The sequence below is a fragment of the Stenotrophomonas sp. GD03930 genome (genome assembly GCF_029839665.1).
GTDB lineage: Bacteria > Pseudomonadota > Gammaproteobacteria > Xanthomonadales > Xanthomonadaceae > Stenotrophomonas > Stenotrophomonas forensis.
In genome coordinates, this window is sequence record NZ_JAOCAV010000003.1 from 554,703 (window position 1) to 569,904 (window position 15,202).

At 67.4% G+C, this 15,202-nt stretch carries 14 protein-coding genes; 10 read left to right on the forward strand and 4 right to left on the reverse strand.

Annotation, left to right across the window (positions count from 1 at the left end; all coding sequences use genetic code 11):
• Positions 1-77: 77 nt before the first annotated feature.
• From N5C18_RS18160 to N5C18_RS18170, 3 genes are all read left to right on the forward strand, one after another.
• Positions 78-728, forward strand: a complete 651-nt coding sequence (locus tag N5C18_RS18160; protein WP_049457690.1) for a thiol:disulfide interchange protein DsbA/DsbL — start codon at positions 78-80, stop codon at positions 726-728.
• A 106-nt stretch (positions 729-834) separates the two neighbouring features.
• Complete coding sequence (locus tag N5C18_RS18165) at positions 835-1,668, forward strand: thiol:disulfide interchange protein DsbA/DsbL (RefSeq protein ID WP_053511676.1); 834 nt, start codon at positions 835-837, stop codon at positions 1,666-1,668.
• Positions 1,669-1,721: 53 nt separating this feature from the next.
• On the forward strand, positions 1,722-2,459 hold the full coding sequence (locus tag N5C18_RS18170) for an endonuclease/exonuclease/phosphatase family protein (RefSeq protein ID WP_180879119.1): 738 nt from the start codon (positions 1,722-1,724) through the stop codon (positions 2,457-2,459).
• 58 nt (positions 2,460-2,517) lie between these two features.
• Here the strand turns inward: N5C18_RS18170 and N5C18_RS18175 are convergent, their stop codons facing one another.
• A complete protein-coding gene (locus N5C18_RS18175; protein ID WP_053511677.1) occupies positions 2,518-3,393 on the reverse strand; it encodes an EamA family transporter in 876 nt (291 codons plus the stop codon).
• 72 nt (positions 3,394-3,465) lie between these two features.
• Here N5C18_RS18175 and N5C18_RS18180 point away from each other — a divergent pair, with 72 nt between their 5' ends.
• The 4 genes from N5C18_RS18180 (at position 3,466) to fhuE (ending at position 7,531) form a co-directional block, all read left to right on the forward strand.
• Entirely contained in the window at positions 3,466-3,948 is a 483-nt protein-coding gene (locus N5C18_RS18180; protein WP_040007093.1) for an Lrp/AsnC family transcriptional regulator, read from the forward strand.
• Between the two features lie 90 nt (positions 3,949-4,038).
• Entirely contained in the window at positions 4,039-4,590 is a 552-nt protein-coding gene (locus N5C18_RS18185; RefSeq protein ID WP_279945321.1) for a M23 family metallopeptidase, read from the forward strand.
• Positions 4,591-4,665: 75 nt separating this feature from the next.
• A complete protein-coding gene (locus tag N5C18_RS18190; protein WP_279945322.1) occupies positions 4,666-5,142 on the forward strand; it encodes a hypothetical protein in 477 nt (158 codons plus the stop codon).
• A 229-nt stretch (positions 5,143-5,371) separates the two neighbouring features.
• Positions 5,372-7,531 carry a ferric-rhodotorulic acid/ferric-coprogen receptor FhuE gene (gene fhuE / locus N5C18_RS18195; RefSeq protein WP_279945323.1) on the forward strand — a complete coding sequence of 720 codons (2,160 nt, stop codon included), beginning with the start codon at positions 5,372-5,374 and terminating at the stop codon, positions 7,529-7,531.
• An 86-nt stretch (positions 7,532-7,617) separates the two neighbouring features.
• Here fhuE and N5C18_RS18200 read toward each other — a convergent pair whose 3' ends face one another.
• The 3 genes from N5C18_RS18200 to N5C18_RS18210 all read right to left on the reverse strand — a co-directional run bounded on the left by N5C18_RS18200 (position 7,618) and on the right by N5C18_RS18210 (position 11,409).
• The gene (locus N5C18_RS18200; protein ID WP_274511151.1) at positions 7,618-10,479 is read right to left on the reverse strand and encodes a TonB-dependent receptor; all 2,862 of its coding nucleotides are present in this window, start codon (positions 10,477-10,479) and stop codon (positions 7,618-7,620) included.
• A gap of 233 nt (positions 10,480-10,712) precedes the next feature.
• Positions 10,713-10,943: a hypothetical protein gene (locus tag N5C18_RS18205; protein ID WP_279945325.1), complete on the reverse strand. Its 231-nt coding sequence runs from the start codon at positions 10,941-10,943 to the stop codon at positions 10,713-10,715.
• 58 nt (positions 10,944-11,001) lie between these two features.
• A complete protein-coding gene (locus N5C18_RS18210) occupies positions 11,002-11,409 on the reverse strand; it encodes a biopolymer transporter ExbD (protein ID WP_279945326.1) in 408 nt (135 codons plus the stop codon).
• Positions 11,410-11,560: 151 nt separating this feature from the next.
• Between N5C18_RS18210 and N5C18_RS18215 the strand changes: the two genes are divergently transcribed.
• From N5C18_RS18215 to N5C18_RS18225, 3 genes are all read left to right on the forward strand, one after another.
• Positions 11,561-13,546 (forward strand): transglycosylase SLT domain-containing protein, encoded by a 1,986-nt coding sequence (locus tag N5C18_RS18215; protein WP_279945327.1) that lies wholly within the window; start codon positions 11,561-11,563, stop codon positions 13,544-13,546.
• A gap of 66 nt (positions 13,547-13,612) precedes the next feature.
• Positions 13,613-13,849 (forward strand): hypothetical protein, encoded by a 237-nt coding sequence (locus tag N5C18_RS18220; RefSeq protein ID WP_279945328.1) that lies wholly within the window; start codon positions 13,613-13,615, stop codon positions 13,847-13,849.
• Between the two features lie 113 nt (positions 13,850-13,962).
• A complete protein-coding gene (locus N5C18_RS18225; protein WP_279945329.1) occupies positions 13,963-15,183 on the forward strand; it encodes a multifunctional CCA addition/repair protein in 1,221 nt (406 codons plus the stop codon).
• The last annotated feature ends 19 nt before the right edge of the window (positions 15,184-15,202 follow it).

Below are 15,202 nucleotides of genomic sequence, written 5' to 3' on the forward strand. Positions count from 1 at the left end.
CGGCCCCTGCCTGCGGTATGTTTCCTTCACGCCGGCGACCGCGCCGGCGTTGCTTTTTTCAACGGAGATGCGTGTCGATGAGGTTGATTCCCCGCCTGCTGTTGTCCCTGCTGGTCCTGCTGCCGCTGGCCGCCAGTGCCGCCACCCCTGCCAACGCACCGCTGGTGGAAGGCAAAGACTACGAGCGCATCGCCCAGCCGGGCCCGTTCCAGCCGCTGGCCGGGAAGATCGAAGTGGTCGAGGTCTTCGGCTACACCTGCCCGCACTGCGCCCATTTCGAGCCGCAGCTGGAGGCCTGGGCCGCCAAGTTGCCGGCCGACGTGCGCTTCACCCCGGTGCCGGCCGCCTTCGGCGGCGCCTGGGATGCCTGGGCCCTGGCCTACTACGCCGCTGACGAAGTGGGCGTGGCCAAGCGCAGCCATGCCGCCGTGTTCAAGGCACTGCACCAGGACGGCGCGCTGCCGATGCAGAACATCTCGGCCGATGAGCTCGCCAACTTCTACAAAGCCTACGGCGTGGCCCCGGACCGTTACCTGCAGGCGCTGCGGGGCGATGCCGTGCAGAAGAAGGTCGATGCCGCCCGCGCGTTCGCCCAGCGCACCAAGGTGCCGGGCACCCCGGCCATCATCATCAACGGCCAGTACCTGGTGCGTGGCAACAGCTTCGACGACCAGCTGCGCATCGCCTCGGCACTGATCGCCCAGGCCCGCGCGGCCCGCGGCCGCTGAACCAACACCCACCATCGACACGGCGCTGTCGCCGCCGCGTGTCATCATTTCCCTCTGGCCGGTGCCTGACGCCGGCCCCACCATTCCAGATGCTGGAGACGTTTCCATGAAGACCCGTTTCGCCGCCCTCGCCCTCGCAGCGCTGCTGCCGATCCTGGCCGCCTGCAAGGCCGACGACGGCAGCACCAACACCACCGCGGCTCCGGCCGAACCGGCAGCGGCCCCGGCCAGCAACGAGCCGGCCGCTCCGGCGGCGGGCGCCGAAGGCGCTGCCCCGGCCGCTGCCGAAGGCGACAAGGCTGCAGCCGAAGCCGCTCCGGCGGCCGCTCCGGCCCCGACCACCGCCGCGCTGACCGGCCCGGCCCCGGTGGAAGGCGCCGATTACCAGGTCATCCCGAACGGCCAGCCGTTCCAGCCGGCCGCCGGCAAGATCGAAGTGACCGAGATCTTCGGCTACGTCTGCCCGGCCTGTGCCGCGTTCCAGCCGCTGGTCGGCCCGTGGAAGGCCGGCCTGCCGAGCGACGTGAACTTCGTCTACGTGCCGGCCATGTTCGGCGGCACCTGGGATGACTACGCCCGTGCCTTCTACGCCGCGCAGACGCTGGGCGTGCAGGAGAAGACCCACGAAGCGCTGTACGCCGCCATCCACTCGCAGAAGACCCTGAAGGGCGAGCGCGGCCGTGACTCGGTGGACGACATCGCCAAGTTCTACGGCGCCTATGGCGTGGATCCGAAGCAGTTCGCCGCCACCATGGGCAGCTTCGCGGTGAACGCCAAGACCAACTCGGCCAAGCAGTTCGCCCAGCGCAGCCAGATCAGCGGCACGCCGTCGATCATCGTCAATGGCAAGTACCTGGTGAAGGGCAAGAGCTTCCCGGACATGCTGCGCATTGCCGACCACCTGATCGCCCGCGAACGCGGTGCGGCCCAGGCTCACTGATCCAAGAGACGTTTTCCCCGGCCGTGAATTCCCCCCGTACACGGACCCTGCGCTTGCTGACGGCCAACATCCAGGCCGGCTCAAGTACCCGCCGCTACAGCGACTATGTGACCCGCAGCTGGTCACATGCGCTGCCGGCGGGTCGCAAGCGCAGCAGCCTTGACGCGATTGCCACCTTGGCGCGCGAACATGACATCGTCGGCCTGCAGGAGGCCGACCCGGGCAGCCTGCGCTCGGGCTTCACCAACCAGACCCATTACCTGGCCCAGCGCGCCGGCTTCAATTACTGGAGCCACCAGCCGAACCGGCGCATGGGTGGGGTCGCCTCCAGCGCCAACGGGTTGCTGAGCAAGCTGGAACCGGTGGAAGTGCAGGACCACGCCCTGCCCGGCCGCATCGGCGGGCGCGGCGTGCTGCTGGCCAAGTTCGGCGACGGTACCGACGGTCTCGCCGTGGCGGTGGCGCATCTGTCACTCGGCGCGGGCTCGCGGATGTCGCAGCTGGGCTTCATCGCCGAGCTGCTGTCCGACCATCCCAACGCGGTGCTGATGGGCGATTTCAACTGCCTGGCCGAACGCCCGGAAATGCAGGTGCTGTACCAGAAGACCCGGCTGCAGCCGCCCGGCTGCATCGTGCCGACCTTCCCCAGCTGGCGCCCCGACCGCGCCATCGACCACATCCTGGTCAGCAGCGGGCTGCAGACCCGCACCGTGGAGGCCGTACCGGCCGCGTTCTCCGATCACCTCGCCCTGGCGATGGCGATCGACGTCCCGGCCGACGCCCTGCGCTGACCACTTCTGGTGGGTGCCAACCTTGGTTGGCACGCTCTTCGCGGCGCACGGCCCGGCACTACCCGGCCTGCGCCACCGGCACCTTCAGCCTTCGCGCGGTCATCGTGCTGCCCACCGAGGCCAGCACGGTGCAGCCGATCGCCAGCCACTGCAGCCCGTGCAGGTGCTCATGCAGCAGCAGCATCGCCCACAGCGCGGCCACCGCCGGTTCCATGCTGATCAGGATGCCGAAGGTCTCCTTGGGCAGGCGCTTGAGCGCCATCATTTCCAGCGACATCGGGATCGCACTGGATACCAGCGCCACCAGCAGCCCCGCCGCCAGGATCTTCGGATCGAGCAGCGCCGCACCGGCATGCACCACCCCCACCGGCACCACCACCAGCGACGCCGCCAGCAGCCCCAGCGACACCGAATGCCCGGCGTGCAGGTGGCCGGCGCGCTTGCCGAACACGATGTACAGGCCCCAGCATGCCGCCGCACCCATGGCATACAGCACACCGGCCGGGTCCAGCGCCGGGCCTCCCCCCAACGGCAGCAACAGCAACAACCCCACCACCGCGCAACCTACCCAGACGAAGTCGATCGGTCGTCGTGATGACAGCATCGCCACCGTCAACGGCCCGGTGAACTCAATGGCCACCGCGATGCCGAAGGGAATCGTGCGCAGGGCCATGTAGAACAGCAGGTTCATCAGGCCCAGGGTGAGCCCGTAGCGCAGGATGGTGATCGCATCCACGCGGCTGGTTTTCCAGCGCCACGGCCGCCAGAACAGCAGCAGCAACAGCGCCGAGAAGCCCACGCGCAGCGCGCTGGTGCCCTGCGCGCCGATCAGCGGAAACAGGTGTTTTGCGTAGGAGGTGCCGATGGCCAGCGAGGTGACCGAGCCCAGCACCGCCAGCGCCGGCAACATCGGCGCGAATCGTGAGGTCTGCATGGGCAAAGTCTATTGCGCCCACGCCGAGCACTTGGCTCAATTGACAGCCCGTTCGTGCAATTTCTGCTCGCCATGGCCATCGCCCCCGTGCTCGACAGTTTCGACCGCGCCATCCTCGACCTGCTGCAGCGGGACAACACCCTGCCGCAGCGCGAAATCGCCGAGGCCGTGCACCTGTCCACCCCGGCCGTGCAACGCCGGATCAAGCGCCTGCAGGACAGCGGCGTGATCGCGGCCAATGTGGCGGTGGTCGCTGCAGCCAAGGTCGGGCGACCGCTGACCATCATCGTCGAGGTGCGCGTGGTCAGCGAGCAGCGCGAGCGCGTGGCGCCGTTCAAGCGCCGCGTGCAGGACGACCCTGCCGTGCAGCAGTGCTACTCGATCACCGGCGACGGCGACTTCCTGCTGCTGCTTTCAGCGGCGTCGATGGAAGAATACGAGGCGATCACCGAGCGCCTGTTCGGCGGTGATGACAACATCGAGCGCTTCCGGACCTCGGTGGCACTGGGGACGTTGAAACGCAGTTTCGAAGTGCCGCTGCTACCGCCCCTGTAGAGTCGAGCTTGCTCGACTGCCCTTTGACGACTCCCCTTTGACCGCAAAGCAACAGCCGTCGAGCGTGGCTCGACGCTACAGTCCGAAGCCATGAGCACAACCACCTCCCCTGCCCATCGCCTGCGCCGCTGGCTGCTGCGCGGCCTGTTCCTGGCCATTGCCATCGTTGCAGCCCTGGCGCTGTGGAACAGCCCGTGGGCGGCCGCACCGAAGATGCTGTGGACACTCTCGCGGATGCCCGCCGCCACCGCGCTGCCGGTGCCGGTGCAGGGCGTGCGCCCAAGGCAGATCGCCGACACCTTCGGTGCGCCGCGCGGTGGTGATCGCACGCACGCGGGTATCGACATCTTCGCCAGGCGCGGTACGCCGGTGCGCAGCGCCACGCCTGGCGTCGTCGCCGATGTCAGCGAACGCGGGCTTGGCGGCCGCCAGGTCTGGGTGATCGGGCCCGCGCGCGAACGCTACTACTACGCGCATCTGGAAAGCTGGGCCGATGGCCTGGCGCGCGGCCAGGTGGTCCGGCCCGGCGACCTGCTCGGCCACGTGGGCGACAGCGGCAACGCCAAGGGCACGCCGCCGCACCTGCACTGGGGCATCTACGGCGCCGAAGGCGCGCGCGACCCGCTGCCGCTGTTGCGCTGACCGCTTGGCCGGCCAGGCTCGACGCCACGCCCGGCCAGACCCATCATCAAGCGCAGTGACAGGGAAAGCACACCGATGACCCGCCTTCGCACCACCGCGCCGTTGGTCGCCCTTGTGCTGCTGGCCACCGGCTGCAGCACCCTGCAGGCACGCCACGACCCGTTGTGTGCGCATCTTCTTGCCTTCGCCAACAGCGCCTCGCTCGGCACCCAGCCGGCGATTGAACTGGTCAGCGACTGGAGCAGCTTCAGCAAGCACTGCACGCATGGCGGCACCCCTGCGGGCAGGCAGTTCTGCGATTGGCTGCTGCCCAATACGTCCACCGAATTCGCCACGATCAACATCCAGCGCACCCTGGCCTGCCTGGCCCCCGGGACGAACTACGCCGGCTCGGAACGGCTGTTCCCGGAATACGTGACCGGGAAGGTGCAGTCCCTGGATGTGCGCGGACTCGAGGCGGACGTAGTGATCACCGTCGAATACGCCGTCGGCATTGAGGGGGAACGGCCGCGCATGAAGGTCCAGGCCGAACGCCTGCCGCCGCAGGACTAGATCGGCCGCGACAGCATGCGCACCGCCCTCGCCCATTTGTAAACGAAAACAATTCCCATTACGCTATTTGCGTTTTGCGGACGGCCAGGACGGTTCGTCCGTGCTCGCATTGCCCAGCCACCGCCCTGAACGCAGGGTTCCGCCAGCGGCGTGAGATCCCCACCAGCCGCGGCGCCAGACCATCCGGGAAGCCGGTCGGACGCACGCACGTGCCCGTCCAGGAACCCCAATGATCCGTTCGACCTCCCCCGTTCTGCCCCATCGCCTGTCCGCGGCGGTGCTGTCCGCCCTCAGCCTGGCCATCGCCCCGGCCGCCTTTGCCGACGCCGCCGCCGACCCGACCACCCTCGACAAGGTCGTGGTCAAGGGTGAGCGTGCCGAAGGCTATTCGGTGCGCCGTACCTCCGCCGGTACCCGTTTCGACCTGGCACCGCGCGAGATCCCGCAGTCGATCAGCATCATCAGCCACCAGCGCATCGAAGACCAGAAGCTGGACGACATCATCGACGTGCTGGCCAACACCACCGGCGTGACCAGCACCCAGTCCGACAGCGAGCGCACCGAGTTCTACGCGCGTGGGTTCTACATCGATGCCTACCAGTTCGATGGCCTGCCGACGCAGATGGTGCAGAACTGGAGCTACGGTGATTCCGGCCTCGATCTGGCCCTGTACGACCGCGTGGAAGTGGTGCGCGGTGCCACCGGCCTGCTCAGTGGTGCCGGCAATCCGTCGGCATCGGTGAACCTGATCCGCAAGCATGCCGACAGCGCCGAACTGACCGGCAGCGTCTCGGTGAACGTGGGCAGCTGGGGCCGCACCCGCACCACCGTGGACGTGGGCAGCGCGCTCAATGCCAGCGGTACCGTGCGTGGCCGCGTCATCGGCAGCTACCTGGATACCGACGGCCAGATGGACCGCTACAACCAGCGCAAGACGCTGGGCTACGCGGTCATCGATGCCGACCTGACCCCGGACACCCAGCTGAGCGTGGGCTACGACTACCAGCAGAAGCGCGCCAATGGCGCCACCTGGGGCGGCTTCCCGATGCTGTACTCGGACGGCAGCCGCACGCCGTATGACGAGTCCTTCAATGCCAGCCCGGACTGGACCTACTGGGACACCACCAGCAAGCGTGCCTTCGCCACGCTGCAGCATGCCTTCAGCAACGGCTGGAAGTTCAAGATCGGCGCCACCCACGACGAGACCAAGGCCGACGACAAGCTGTTCTATCCGGCCTACAACAACTGGGTCACCGGGGCCTCCAACTTCAACAAGACCACCGGTGCTGGCATCTCGCCGTCGGCCGGCTTCTACAACACCGAGCGCAAGGTCAACGCCATCGATGGCTACGTGGATGGTCCGTTCCGCCTGTTCGGCCGCGAACACCAGTTCATGGCCGGCCTGAGCTACAACAAGCGTGAGTACGCCAACTACGGCGACTACCAGGTGGGCGGCGCCAACCTGCCGTGGGATCCGTTTGCCAGCTACTTCAACTGGACCGGCAACATCAGCCAGCCCAACTGGAACCCGCTGGCGCTGGCCAGCCGCGGCACCATCACCCAGAAGGCCGGCTACCTCGCCACCCGCCTGACGCTGGCCGACCCGCTGAAGCTGATTCTCGGTGCGCGCTACACCGACTGGAAGAGCGAAGGCGAGAACGATGACCGCGAACACAAGGTGACCACGCCCTACGCCGGCCTGGTGTACGACATCAACGACACCTGGTCTGCCTACACCAGCTATACCGAAATCTTCCAGCCACAGACCGCGCGCGACCGCAACGATCGCTACCTCGATCCGGTGGATGGCAAGAGCTACGAAGTGGGCGTCAAGGCCGCCTGGTTCGACAATCGCCTGAATGCCTCGCTGGCGGTCTTCCGCATCGAGCAGGACAACGTCGCCCAGGCCACCAATGAACCGATCATCGGCCGGCCCGGCGAACTCGCTTCGATTGCCGCGCGGGGCACCGTCAGCCGCGGCTTCGAGTTCGAAGTGAACGGCGAGCTGGCACCGGGCTGGAATGCCACCTTCGGCGCATCGCGCTACGTGGCCAAGGACATCAACGGCAGCGACATCAACACCAACCTGCCGCAGACCGCGTTGAAGCTGTTCACCAGCTACACCCCGCAGTCGCTGCAGGAACTGACCGTCGGCGGCGGCGCCAACTGGCAGAACCGCATCTACTACACGGTGCCGGCCTATGGCCGCATCGAGCAGAGCGGCTATGCGCTGGTCAGCGCCTTCGTGCGCTACCGCATCTCGCCGGAGTTCAGCGTGCAGGCCAACCTCAACAACCTGCTGGACAAGAAATACCTGTCGCAGATCAATGGTTACGGCGCCTTCGGTGATGGCCGCAACGGCTCGCTGACCTTTACCTGGTCGTTCTGATGCAAACGGCGCCGGGGCAACCCGGCGCCGTGCATTCCGTAGCGTCGAGCGCCGCACCGGGAGGGTCCCGGCGCGGCATCCCGAGGTCAGAACCGCAGGTCCGCGCGCAGGTACCAGTAGCGCCCACGCGGGATGTCGTAGGTCGAGGCGTCGTAGCCATTCAACGAACACGACAGGCAGATCGGCGGATCCTTGTCGAACACGTTGTTCAGGCCAGCGGTCAGCTGCAGCCCCTTCATCCAGTCGATCTTGTAGCCCACCTGCATGTCGTGGAAGGTGGTGGCCGACAGCGTGTTGGTGCCGGCCGCCTGGTTGCTGCACACCGGGAACACCGCAGCATCGCCGCAGTTCTCGGTCAGCTCGGAGATGTGGCGCACCGTCCAGTTGGCGCTCCAGCGGTCCATCGTCCAGCCGATGCTGGCGTTGCTGGTCCACTCCGGAATCGAACTGTCGGCCACTTCCACGCCGGGCTTCTGCGGCTGCTTCTGCCCGGCCGCACCGGTGGCCTCGTAACGGCCGACGAAGGTGTTCTTCCAGGCCAGCTTGAACTGGCCGATGGAGGTCTGCGGCAACGTCCAGAACAGGTCCACGTCCCAGCCATCGGTCTTGATCGAACCCAGGTTGGTCAGGCGGTTGTTGAAGCTGCTGACCGCACCGGTGCTGGCACGGGTGATGCCATTGCAGTAGATCGGGTCCAGCGTATCCACGCACAGGTCCAGCTGGGTCTGCGCATTGATCGCCTGGATCGCGCCGTCGATGGCATGGCGGTAGAAGGTCACCTCCACATCGAAGCGCTCCGACCACGACGCGTTGTTGCCGAACCACGGGCTCCACACGAAGCCGGCGCTGAAGCTGCGCGAGCGTTCCGGATCCAGCTCACGATTGCCGCCGGTGGTCACCGAGATCTGCGAGTTGGCCTGCTGGAAGCCCGCCGGTACGCCCAGCGCGGCACAGTTGGCCGCACTGCCACGCGGCGGCGTGCCACCCAGGCCTACCGAGCAGGGATCGAACAGCTGCAGGTCGGCACGCGCCGCCGAGCCGTACAGTTCGCCGATCGACGGTGCGCGGAAGCCCTCGGCATAGGTCGTGCGCAGCACGAAGTCGTCGGTCACCTGCCAGCGCAGGCCGTACTTGGGCGTGAACTCGCCACCGAAGGTGGAGTAATCCGAGTAGCGCCCGGCCAGGCTCAGGTCCAGCTTCTTGCCGAACGGCGAGTCGGCGAAGATCGGCACGCTCAACTCCAGGTAGGCCTCGTTGACGTCATAGGAGCCGGAGGTCGGCTGCGACGGTACGCCGTTGTAGTGGCCGATCACCGTCAGCGGATCAGGCTGGTAGGAACCCTTGTACCTGCGATGCTCGACGCCGGTGGCGAAGGACACCGGGCCGGCCGGCAGCGAGAACAGCTCGCTGGACAGGTTGGCGGTGAACAGGCTCAGTTCGTTCTGGCTGCGGTCGCGCACCACCGGCTGGATCCACTTCAGCATGTCCGGGGTGATCGAGCCGACGCCACCGAAGATGTTCAGCGGCACGCAGCCCGGGGTGGCCGCACACACCGCCGGATCGCCCAGCGCCATGTTCACCTTGTAGATGTCATAGCTGCCGTAGTTGGTCTGTTCGGCCTTGTTCTTGCTGTACATGCCGTTGACGTCCCAGTACCAGCTGCGGTCGGCGGCATGGAAGTCGCCGACCAGGCCGGTGGCGAAATAGGTGGTGTCCACCTTCTGCTTGAACACGCGCGCACCGCCTTCCACCGGGCGGCGGCCGATCAGGCTCATGTTGTCGCCGGACACCAGGTCGAAGCCGAACGGGTTGTACGGGTTCAGGCGCGAGACCACGATGTTGTCGGCCAGCGGATTGCCGGTGGCACCGTCGGGTCCGAAGAACAGCGGCTCCGGGCCGGCCTGGTTGGTCGACTCGCGGCGGTTGCCCAGTGCCTTGACGTACCACTGCACGTTGTCGGTGATGTCGAAGCGGAACTGGCCGAACAGGCCTTTGCGCTCCGACGGCGTCAGCACCATGTTGTATTCGGCGAAGTTGAAGCGGTCGGCGCTGGTGAAGCAATGGTAGTCATCGGTGCGGTTGCAGCCGGCGCTGCCGTCGTAACGCGGATTGCTCACACCGGTATTGGGCACGATGTTCTGCGAGGCGCCGGTGTTCGGATCGACGAAGGCGAAGCGGCCCTGCGGAATGCCGCCACTGCCGAACGCCAGGCCGGTGCCCGGAATCGGGAAGCGCGACTGCTCGCGATCCTTGGCGAACACCGGGTCCTGCTTGGTCCAGCTGGCGCCCAGGAACAGGCTGAAGCGATCGCCGCTCTTGCCCCAGGCCAGGTCAACGCCCTTCTGCGTGCCGTCGCCCTTGCTGTATTCGCCGTAGTTCAGCGTGACCTGGCCGCCATCGAAATCGCGGCGGGTGATGATGTTGACCACACCGGCAATGGCGTCGGAGCCGTACAGCGATGACGCACCGTCCTCCAGCACTTCGATGCGTTCGACGATGGCCAGCGGAATGGTGTTGAGGTCGGTGGCCGAGCCCACGCCCGACGCAGACGATTCATTGACCCAGCGGATGCCATCGACCAGCACCAGCACGCGCTTGGCGCCCAGGTGGCGGAGATCGACCTGCGCCGAACCGGCGCCCACGCCACTGCCATCGGGCGGGAAGCCGAAATTGCCGGACGAATTGAACTTGGCGTTGAGCGCCGAACCGGACCCGGTGAGCTGCTGCAGCACCTCGCCGATCGAGGTCAGGCCGGTGCGCTCGATGTCACCGCGGGTCAGGGTCTGGATCGGCACCTGGCCTTCGACTTCAGCGCGCTTGATGCGGGTACCGGTGACTTCCACCGCATCGAGGTTGGTGGTGGATTGTGCAGCGGCACCCAGCGGTGCCAGGGCCGTCACGCACAGCGCGACGGCAACCGCCAACGGGCGGTGATGCAGGTGAATCATTCGCTCTCTCTCCAAAGGAATGTCGGGACATGGGCTGTCGCGCTCCCCCCCTGCATGGCGGCAGCGTCTCCTTTGTAAACAAGCGGTAAAAATCACGGCGTGATGATCGACACTCTTTCACGCGGAATTGACGCAATTGACGGCGGATTACGTCAAATGACGACAGATTAAGACCGGACGGTACTGTTCGCCGTGCGCAGCACAGATGCCAGCTGCGACAGCGTGCGCCGAGATCAACCGCCTTCCATCAAGCCGTCTTGCCAGTGCCGCCACGGGCGGGCAAGTGCGTCCACGCGCAGGCCGTGCTGGCTGACAGCCAGCAGCACACGCGCCATGTCCTGGTAATCGGTGTCGTCGGCCGTCGACAGGCGCACCGCCGGGCGACGCGGCAGTGGCAGCTGCTGCGCCTGCGCCAGTATCTGCTGCAGCGCAGGCATATCCAGCGGTTGTCCCTTCAGGAACATGCCTCCTGCGGCATCCAGGAAGGGTGGCCTGCCGATGGCAGGCCGCCCGTTGACCCACTCACCGCACGAAGGCGATGCGCTCCATGCCGGTAGCCTCGGCGGCGGCCAGGATCCTGGCCATGCCTTCGTATTCGGCCGCCGGATCGGTGGCGATACGCAGCTCCGGCAGGTTGCCGGCGTGCTCACCGGCCTGCGCCTGCAGGCGCGCCTGCAGATCGCTGATCGCCATCGGTTGCCCGTCCCAGCTCAGCTGGTTGGACGCATCCAGGCGCAGCTCGATCGGCGGTGGCGGTTCGGGGCGATCGATCGTGCGATCGGTGGCCTGTGGCAACTGCACGGCAATCGGCCGGGCCACGATCGGCGCGGTCACGATGAAGATGATCAACAGCACCAGCATCACATCCACCAGTGGCGTGACATTGATCTCCGCCAGTGGCCCGCTTCGTCCTGCGCTACTGAACGCCATGTGCCGCTCCCTGCAGCCGGGCCGTTCGCCCAAGGCCGACACTACGGCGCGTGCCGCCCCGAATGGCAGTGCCGGTATCCGCAACATTCAGCTGCCGTTGCCGAGCTGCGGCATGCACGCAATGCGAAACTGAATTCAGCCAGCGCCCGCTATGCTGGGCGCCATGACCCGACGCTCTTCGACCGCCCTGTCCCTGCTGCCCTTGGCCACCACGCTGCTGATCGGCTGCGCCAATGCCCAGTCCCTCGATGCCCAGAATGCGCAGCTGAAAGCCGCCATCGCTGCCGCCGAGCGCGGCCAGTTCGATCCCGGCCAGGCCGGTGCGCTCAGCCGCCACCCGGCCTATGGCTGGCTGGAGTACGCCAACCTGCGCCGCAACATCGATACCGTCGATACCGCACAGGCACAGGCCTTCCTCAAGCGCTACGACGGCCAGGCCGTGGCCACCACCTTCCGCAGCGTGTGGCTGCCTTCGGTCGCGCGCCGCCAGGACTGGTCGACCCTGCTGGCCAACTGGGCGCCCACCGACAACGCCGGCCTGCGCTGCGCACAGCTGACCGCGCGCCAGGTGACCGGCAAGGTCGATCCGCAATGGATCAGCGAGGCACAGGACCTGTGGCGCAAGAACGGCAAGTCCTTGCCCGATGGCTGCGATGCGGTTTTCGCCGTGCTGCAGGCGCAGGGCGGGTTGAGTGACGCGCTGCGCTGGGAGCGCATCGACGCGGCCGCCGACGCGCAGCAGCCGGCGGTGATGCGCAGTGCGGCGCGCGGCCTGCCCGCCACCGACCTGGCACTGGCCAACACGTACGCCGCCTTCGTCGACAAGCCCAATGCCAGCGCACTGAACTGGCCGCGCAACGAGCGCAGCCGGCGCATCGCCACCGATGGCCTGGCCAAACTGGCCAAGGCCGACCCGGGCGCCACCGAGCAGCAGTTGCCGCAGTACGCGCAGGCCCTCGGCCTGAGTGCCGACCAGCAGGGCCAGGTGCTGTACCAGATCGCGCTGTGGACGGTGGCCTCCTATCTGCCGGAGTCGGCGCGCCGCCTCAATGCGGTGCCGGAGTCGGCGTATGACGAGCGCCTGCACGAATGGCGCGTGCGCGAAGCGATGTCGCGTGGCGACTGGCCCGCGGCACTGACCGCGCTGCGCAAGATGGGCAGCAAGCAACGCAGCGACCCGCGCTGGCGCTACTTCGAAGGCCGCATGCTGGAGAAGACCGGCCAGGCACAGCAGGCCCAGGCGCTGTTCCGCGATGCCGCACGCGCCCCCACCTTCCACGGCTTCCTCGCCGCCGACAAGCTGCAGCAGGGCTATACGCTGTGCCCATGGAAGCCGAACGACAGCGCGCAGGCGCAGGCCGTGATCGCGCGCGACCCGGCCATCCAGCGTGCGATGGCGCTGTACCAGATCGACCGCACCGGCTGGGCCGTGGCCGAATGGAACAGCGCGCTGTCGCGCTTCGATGACACCCAGCGCCGCCTTGCCGTGCGCGTGGCGCAGGACAACGGCTGGTTCGACCGCGCCGTGTTCGCACTCGGCAAGCAGCCGCAGGAACAGCGCCTGTACGACCTGCGCTTCCCGCTGCACCACGACGCCACCATCCGCCGCGAATCGGCACGCAACGCCATCGACCCGGCCTGGGTGGCGGCGGAGATCCGCGCGGAGAGCACCTTCACCCCGCGCGCGCGTTCGCCTGCCAACGCGATGGGCCTGATGCAGGTGTTGCCGGCCACCGGTGCCGGCGTGGCCAAGTCGATCGGCCTGACCGGCTACGGTGGTGCCGACAGTCTGTACGACCCGGACACCAACATCGCCATCGGTACCGCGTACCTGCGCCAGCTGATGAACAAGTACGACGGCCTGCCGTACGTGACCATCGCCGCCTACAACGCCGGCCCGACCCCGACCGCCCGCTGGCAGGGCCAGCGACCGGGCTTCGATCCGGACCTGTGGATCGAAACGATCAGCTACAAGGAAACCCGCGAGTACGTGGCCCGCGTGCTGGCCTTCAGCGTGATCTACGACTGGCGCCTCAACGGCGATGCGCTGCCGCTGAGCGACCGCCTGATGGGCCGCCTGGTCGACAAGCGCAAGAGCTTCAGCTGCGCCGCCAACGCCGACCAGGGCGGCGATTGATCGCAACACGGGAGTGCCGGCCGCTGGCCGGCACTCCCCGGTATCCACTCCCTGGGGAGGGAAACGATGAGCCTGCTGGCCTGGATCGGGATGTTCGTCGCCTGGAGCCTGCTCGCCACCTGGGTGCTGCGCTGGGGTGGCGCGGCCTGGATGGAAGGCTGGAAGTCACTGGCCTTCGTCGACAGCTGGGGCAGCCTGTGGGACGAAGCGCAGATCAAGCTGTACTTCCTCTGCTTGTGGATCGTCTACGGCCTGTGGTTCCTGGCCGGCCTGTTCGTGCCGGAGTGGCGCGGCCTGCCGTAATGCCTCTGCATGGGTAGTGCCGGCCGCTGGCCGGCAACCGCTATTGTCCAGGGGGTGCCGGCCAGCGGCCGGCACTACCGGTGCATCTGCGCCGACCATGCGATCATCGCCCCATGAAGATCTATCTTGTCGGCGGCGCCGTGCGCGACCGCCTGCTGCAGCGCCCTGCCGGCGACCGTGACTGGGTGGTGGTCGGCGCCACACCCGCGCAGATGGAAGCGCAGGGCTACACTGCGGTGGGCCGCGATTTCCCGGTGTTCCTGCACCCGCAGACCGGCGAGGAATACGCACTGGCACGTACCGAGCGCAAATCCGGCCGCGGCTATCGCGGCTTCGTGGTCGACGCCGATCCGGCGGTGACGCTGGAAGAGGACCTGCAGCGCCGCGACTTCACCATCAACGCCATTGCCTGCGACGAAGGCACCGGCGCGCTGGTCGACCCTTACGGCGGCGTGCGTGATCTTGAACAGCGCGTGTTGCGCCACGTCGGCCCTGCGTTCGTCGAAGATCCGCTGCGTGTGCTGCGGGCGGCACGCTTCATGGCGCGCTTCGCACCGTTGGGTTTCAGCGTCGCCGAAGAAACCATGGCGCTGATGCGCGAGGTGGCCGCCAGCGGCGAGCTGGATGCACTGGTACCGGAGCGCGTGTGGCAGGAACTGCGCAAGGCGCTGGCCTGCGAACGCCCGTCCGCCTTCCTGCGCACGTTGCACGATGCGCATGCGCTGGGCCCGATCCTGCCCGAGCTGGAAGCACTGTACGGCGTGCCGCAACGCGCGGAGTTCCACCCGGAAGTGGATACCGGTATTCACCAGGAAATGGTCAGCGACATGGCCGCGAAACTGGCGCCGGGGGATGACCTGGTCGGCTTCGCCGCGCTCACCCACGACCTCGGCAAGGGTCTGACCCCGCCGGACGAATGGCCGCGCCACATCATGCACGAGCAGCGCGGCCTGAAGCCGCTCAAGGCGCTGTGCGCGCGCCTGAAGATTCCCACCGAGCACCAGCAACTGGCCGAAGCGGTCTGCCGCGAGCACTTGAACGTGCACCGCATCGATGAGCTACGCGATGCCACCGTGCTGGAGTTGCTGGGCCGCTGCGATGCATTGCGCCGGCCCGAGCGCGTGGCCCGCATCGCGCTGTGCTGCGAGGCCGACAAGCGCGGCCGGCTCGGATTTGAGGACGCCGACTACCCGCAGGGTGAAACGCTCAAGCGCCTGCACCAGGCAGCGCTTTCGGTACAGGCGCGGGATCTGGATACGACGCACCTGAAAGGCCCGGCGATTGGTGAAGCGCTGGCCAAGGCGCGGGTGAAGGCGATTGCGGCGGCGCGGTAGGAATCTGCGGTTTGCTGGG

Excerpts from the sequence above, each read along its gene's own strand:
- N5C18_RS18160 (WP_049457690.1), top strand. The coding sequence starts at position 78 with ATGAGGTTGATTCCCCGCCTGCTGTTGTCCCTGCTGGTCCTGCTGCCG.
- N5C18_RS18165 (WP_053511676.1), top strand. The coding sequence starts at position 835 with ATGAAGACCCGTTTCGCCGCCCTCGCCCTCGCAGCGCTGCTGCCGATC.
- N5C18_RS18175 (WP_053511677.1), bottom strand. The coding sequence starts at position 3,393 with ATGCAGACCTCACGATTCGCGCCGATGTTGCCGGCGCTGGCGGTGCTG.
- N5C18_RS18180 (WP_040007093.1), top strand. The coding sequence starts at position 3,466 with ATGGCCATCGCCCCCGTGCTCGACAGTTTCGACCGCGCCATCCTCGAC.
- N5C18_RS18185 (WP_279945321.1), top strand. The coding sequence starts at position 4,039 with ATGAGCACAACCACCTCCCCTGCCCATCGCCTGCGCCGCTGGCTGCTG.
- N5C18_RS18190 (WP_279945322.1), top strand. The coding sequence starts at position 4,666 with ATGACCCGCCTTCGCACCACCGCGCCGTTGGTCGCCCTTGTGCTGCTG.
- fhuE (WP_279945323.1), top strand. The coding sequence starts at position 5,372 with ATGATCCGTTCGACCTCCCCCGTTCTGCCCCATCGCCTGTCCGCGGCG.
- N5C18_RS18200 (WP_274511151.1), bottom strand. The coding sequence starts at position 10,479 with ATGATTCACCTGCATCACCGCCCGTTGGCGGTTGCCGTCGCGCTGTGC.
- N5C18_RS18205 (WP_279945325.1), bottom strand. The coding sequence starts at position 10,943 with ATGTTCCTGAAGGGACAACCGCTGGATATGCCTGCGCTGCAGCAGATA.
- N5C18_RS18210 (WP_279945326.1), bottom strand. The coding sequence starts at position 11,409 with ATGGCGTTCAGTAGCGCAGGACGAAGCGGGCCACTGGCGGAGATCAAT.
- N5C18_RS18215 (WP_279945327.1), top strand. The coding sequence starts at position 11,561 with ATGCTGGGCGCCATGACCCGACGCTCTTCGACCGCCCTGTCCCTGCTG.
- N5C18_RS18220 (WP_279945328.1), top strand. The coding sequence starts at position 13,613 with ATGAGCCTGCTGGCCTGGATCGGGATGTTCGTCGCCTGGAGCCTGCTC.
- N5C18_RS18225 (WP_279945329.1), top strand. The coding sequence starts at position 13,963 with ATGAAGATCTATCTTGTCGGCGGCGCCGTGCGCGACCGCCTGCTGCAG.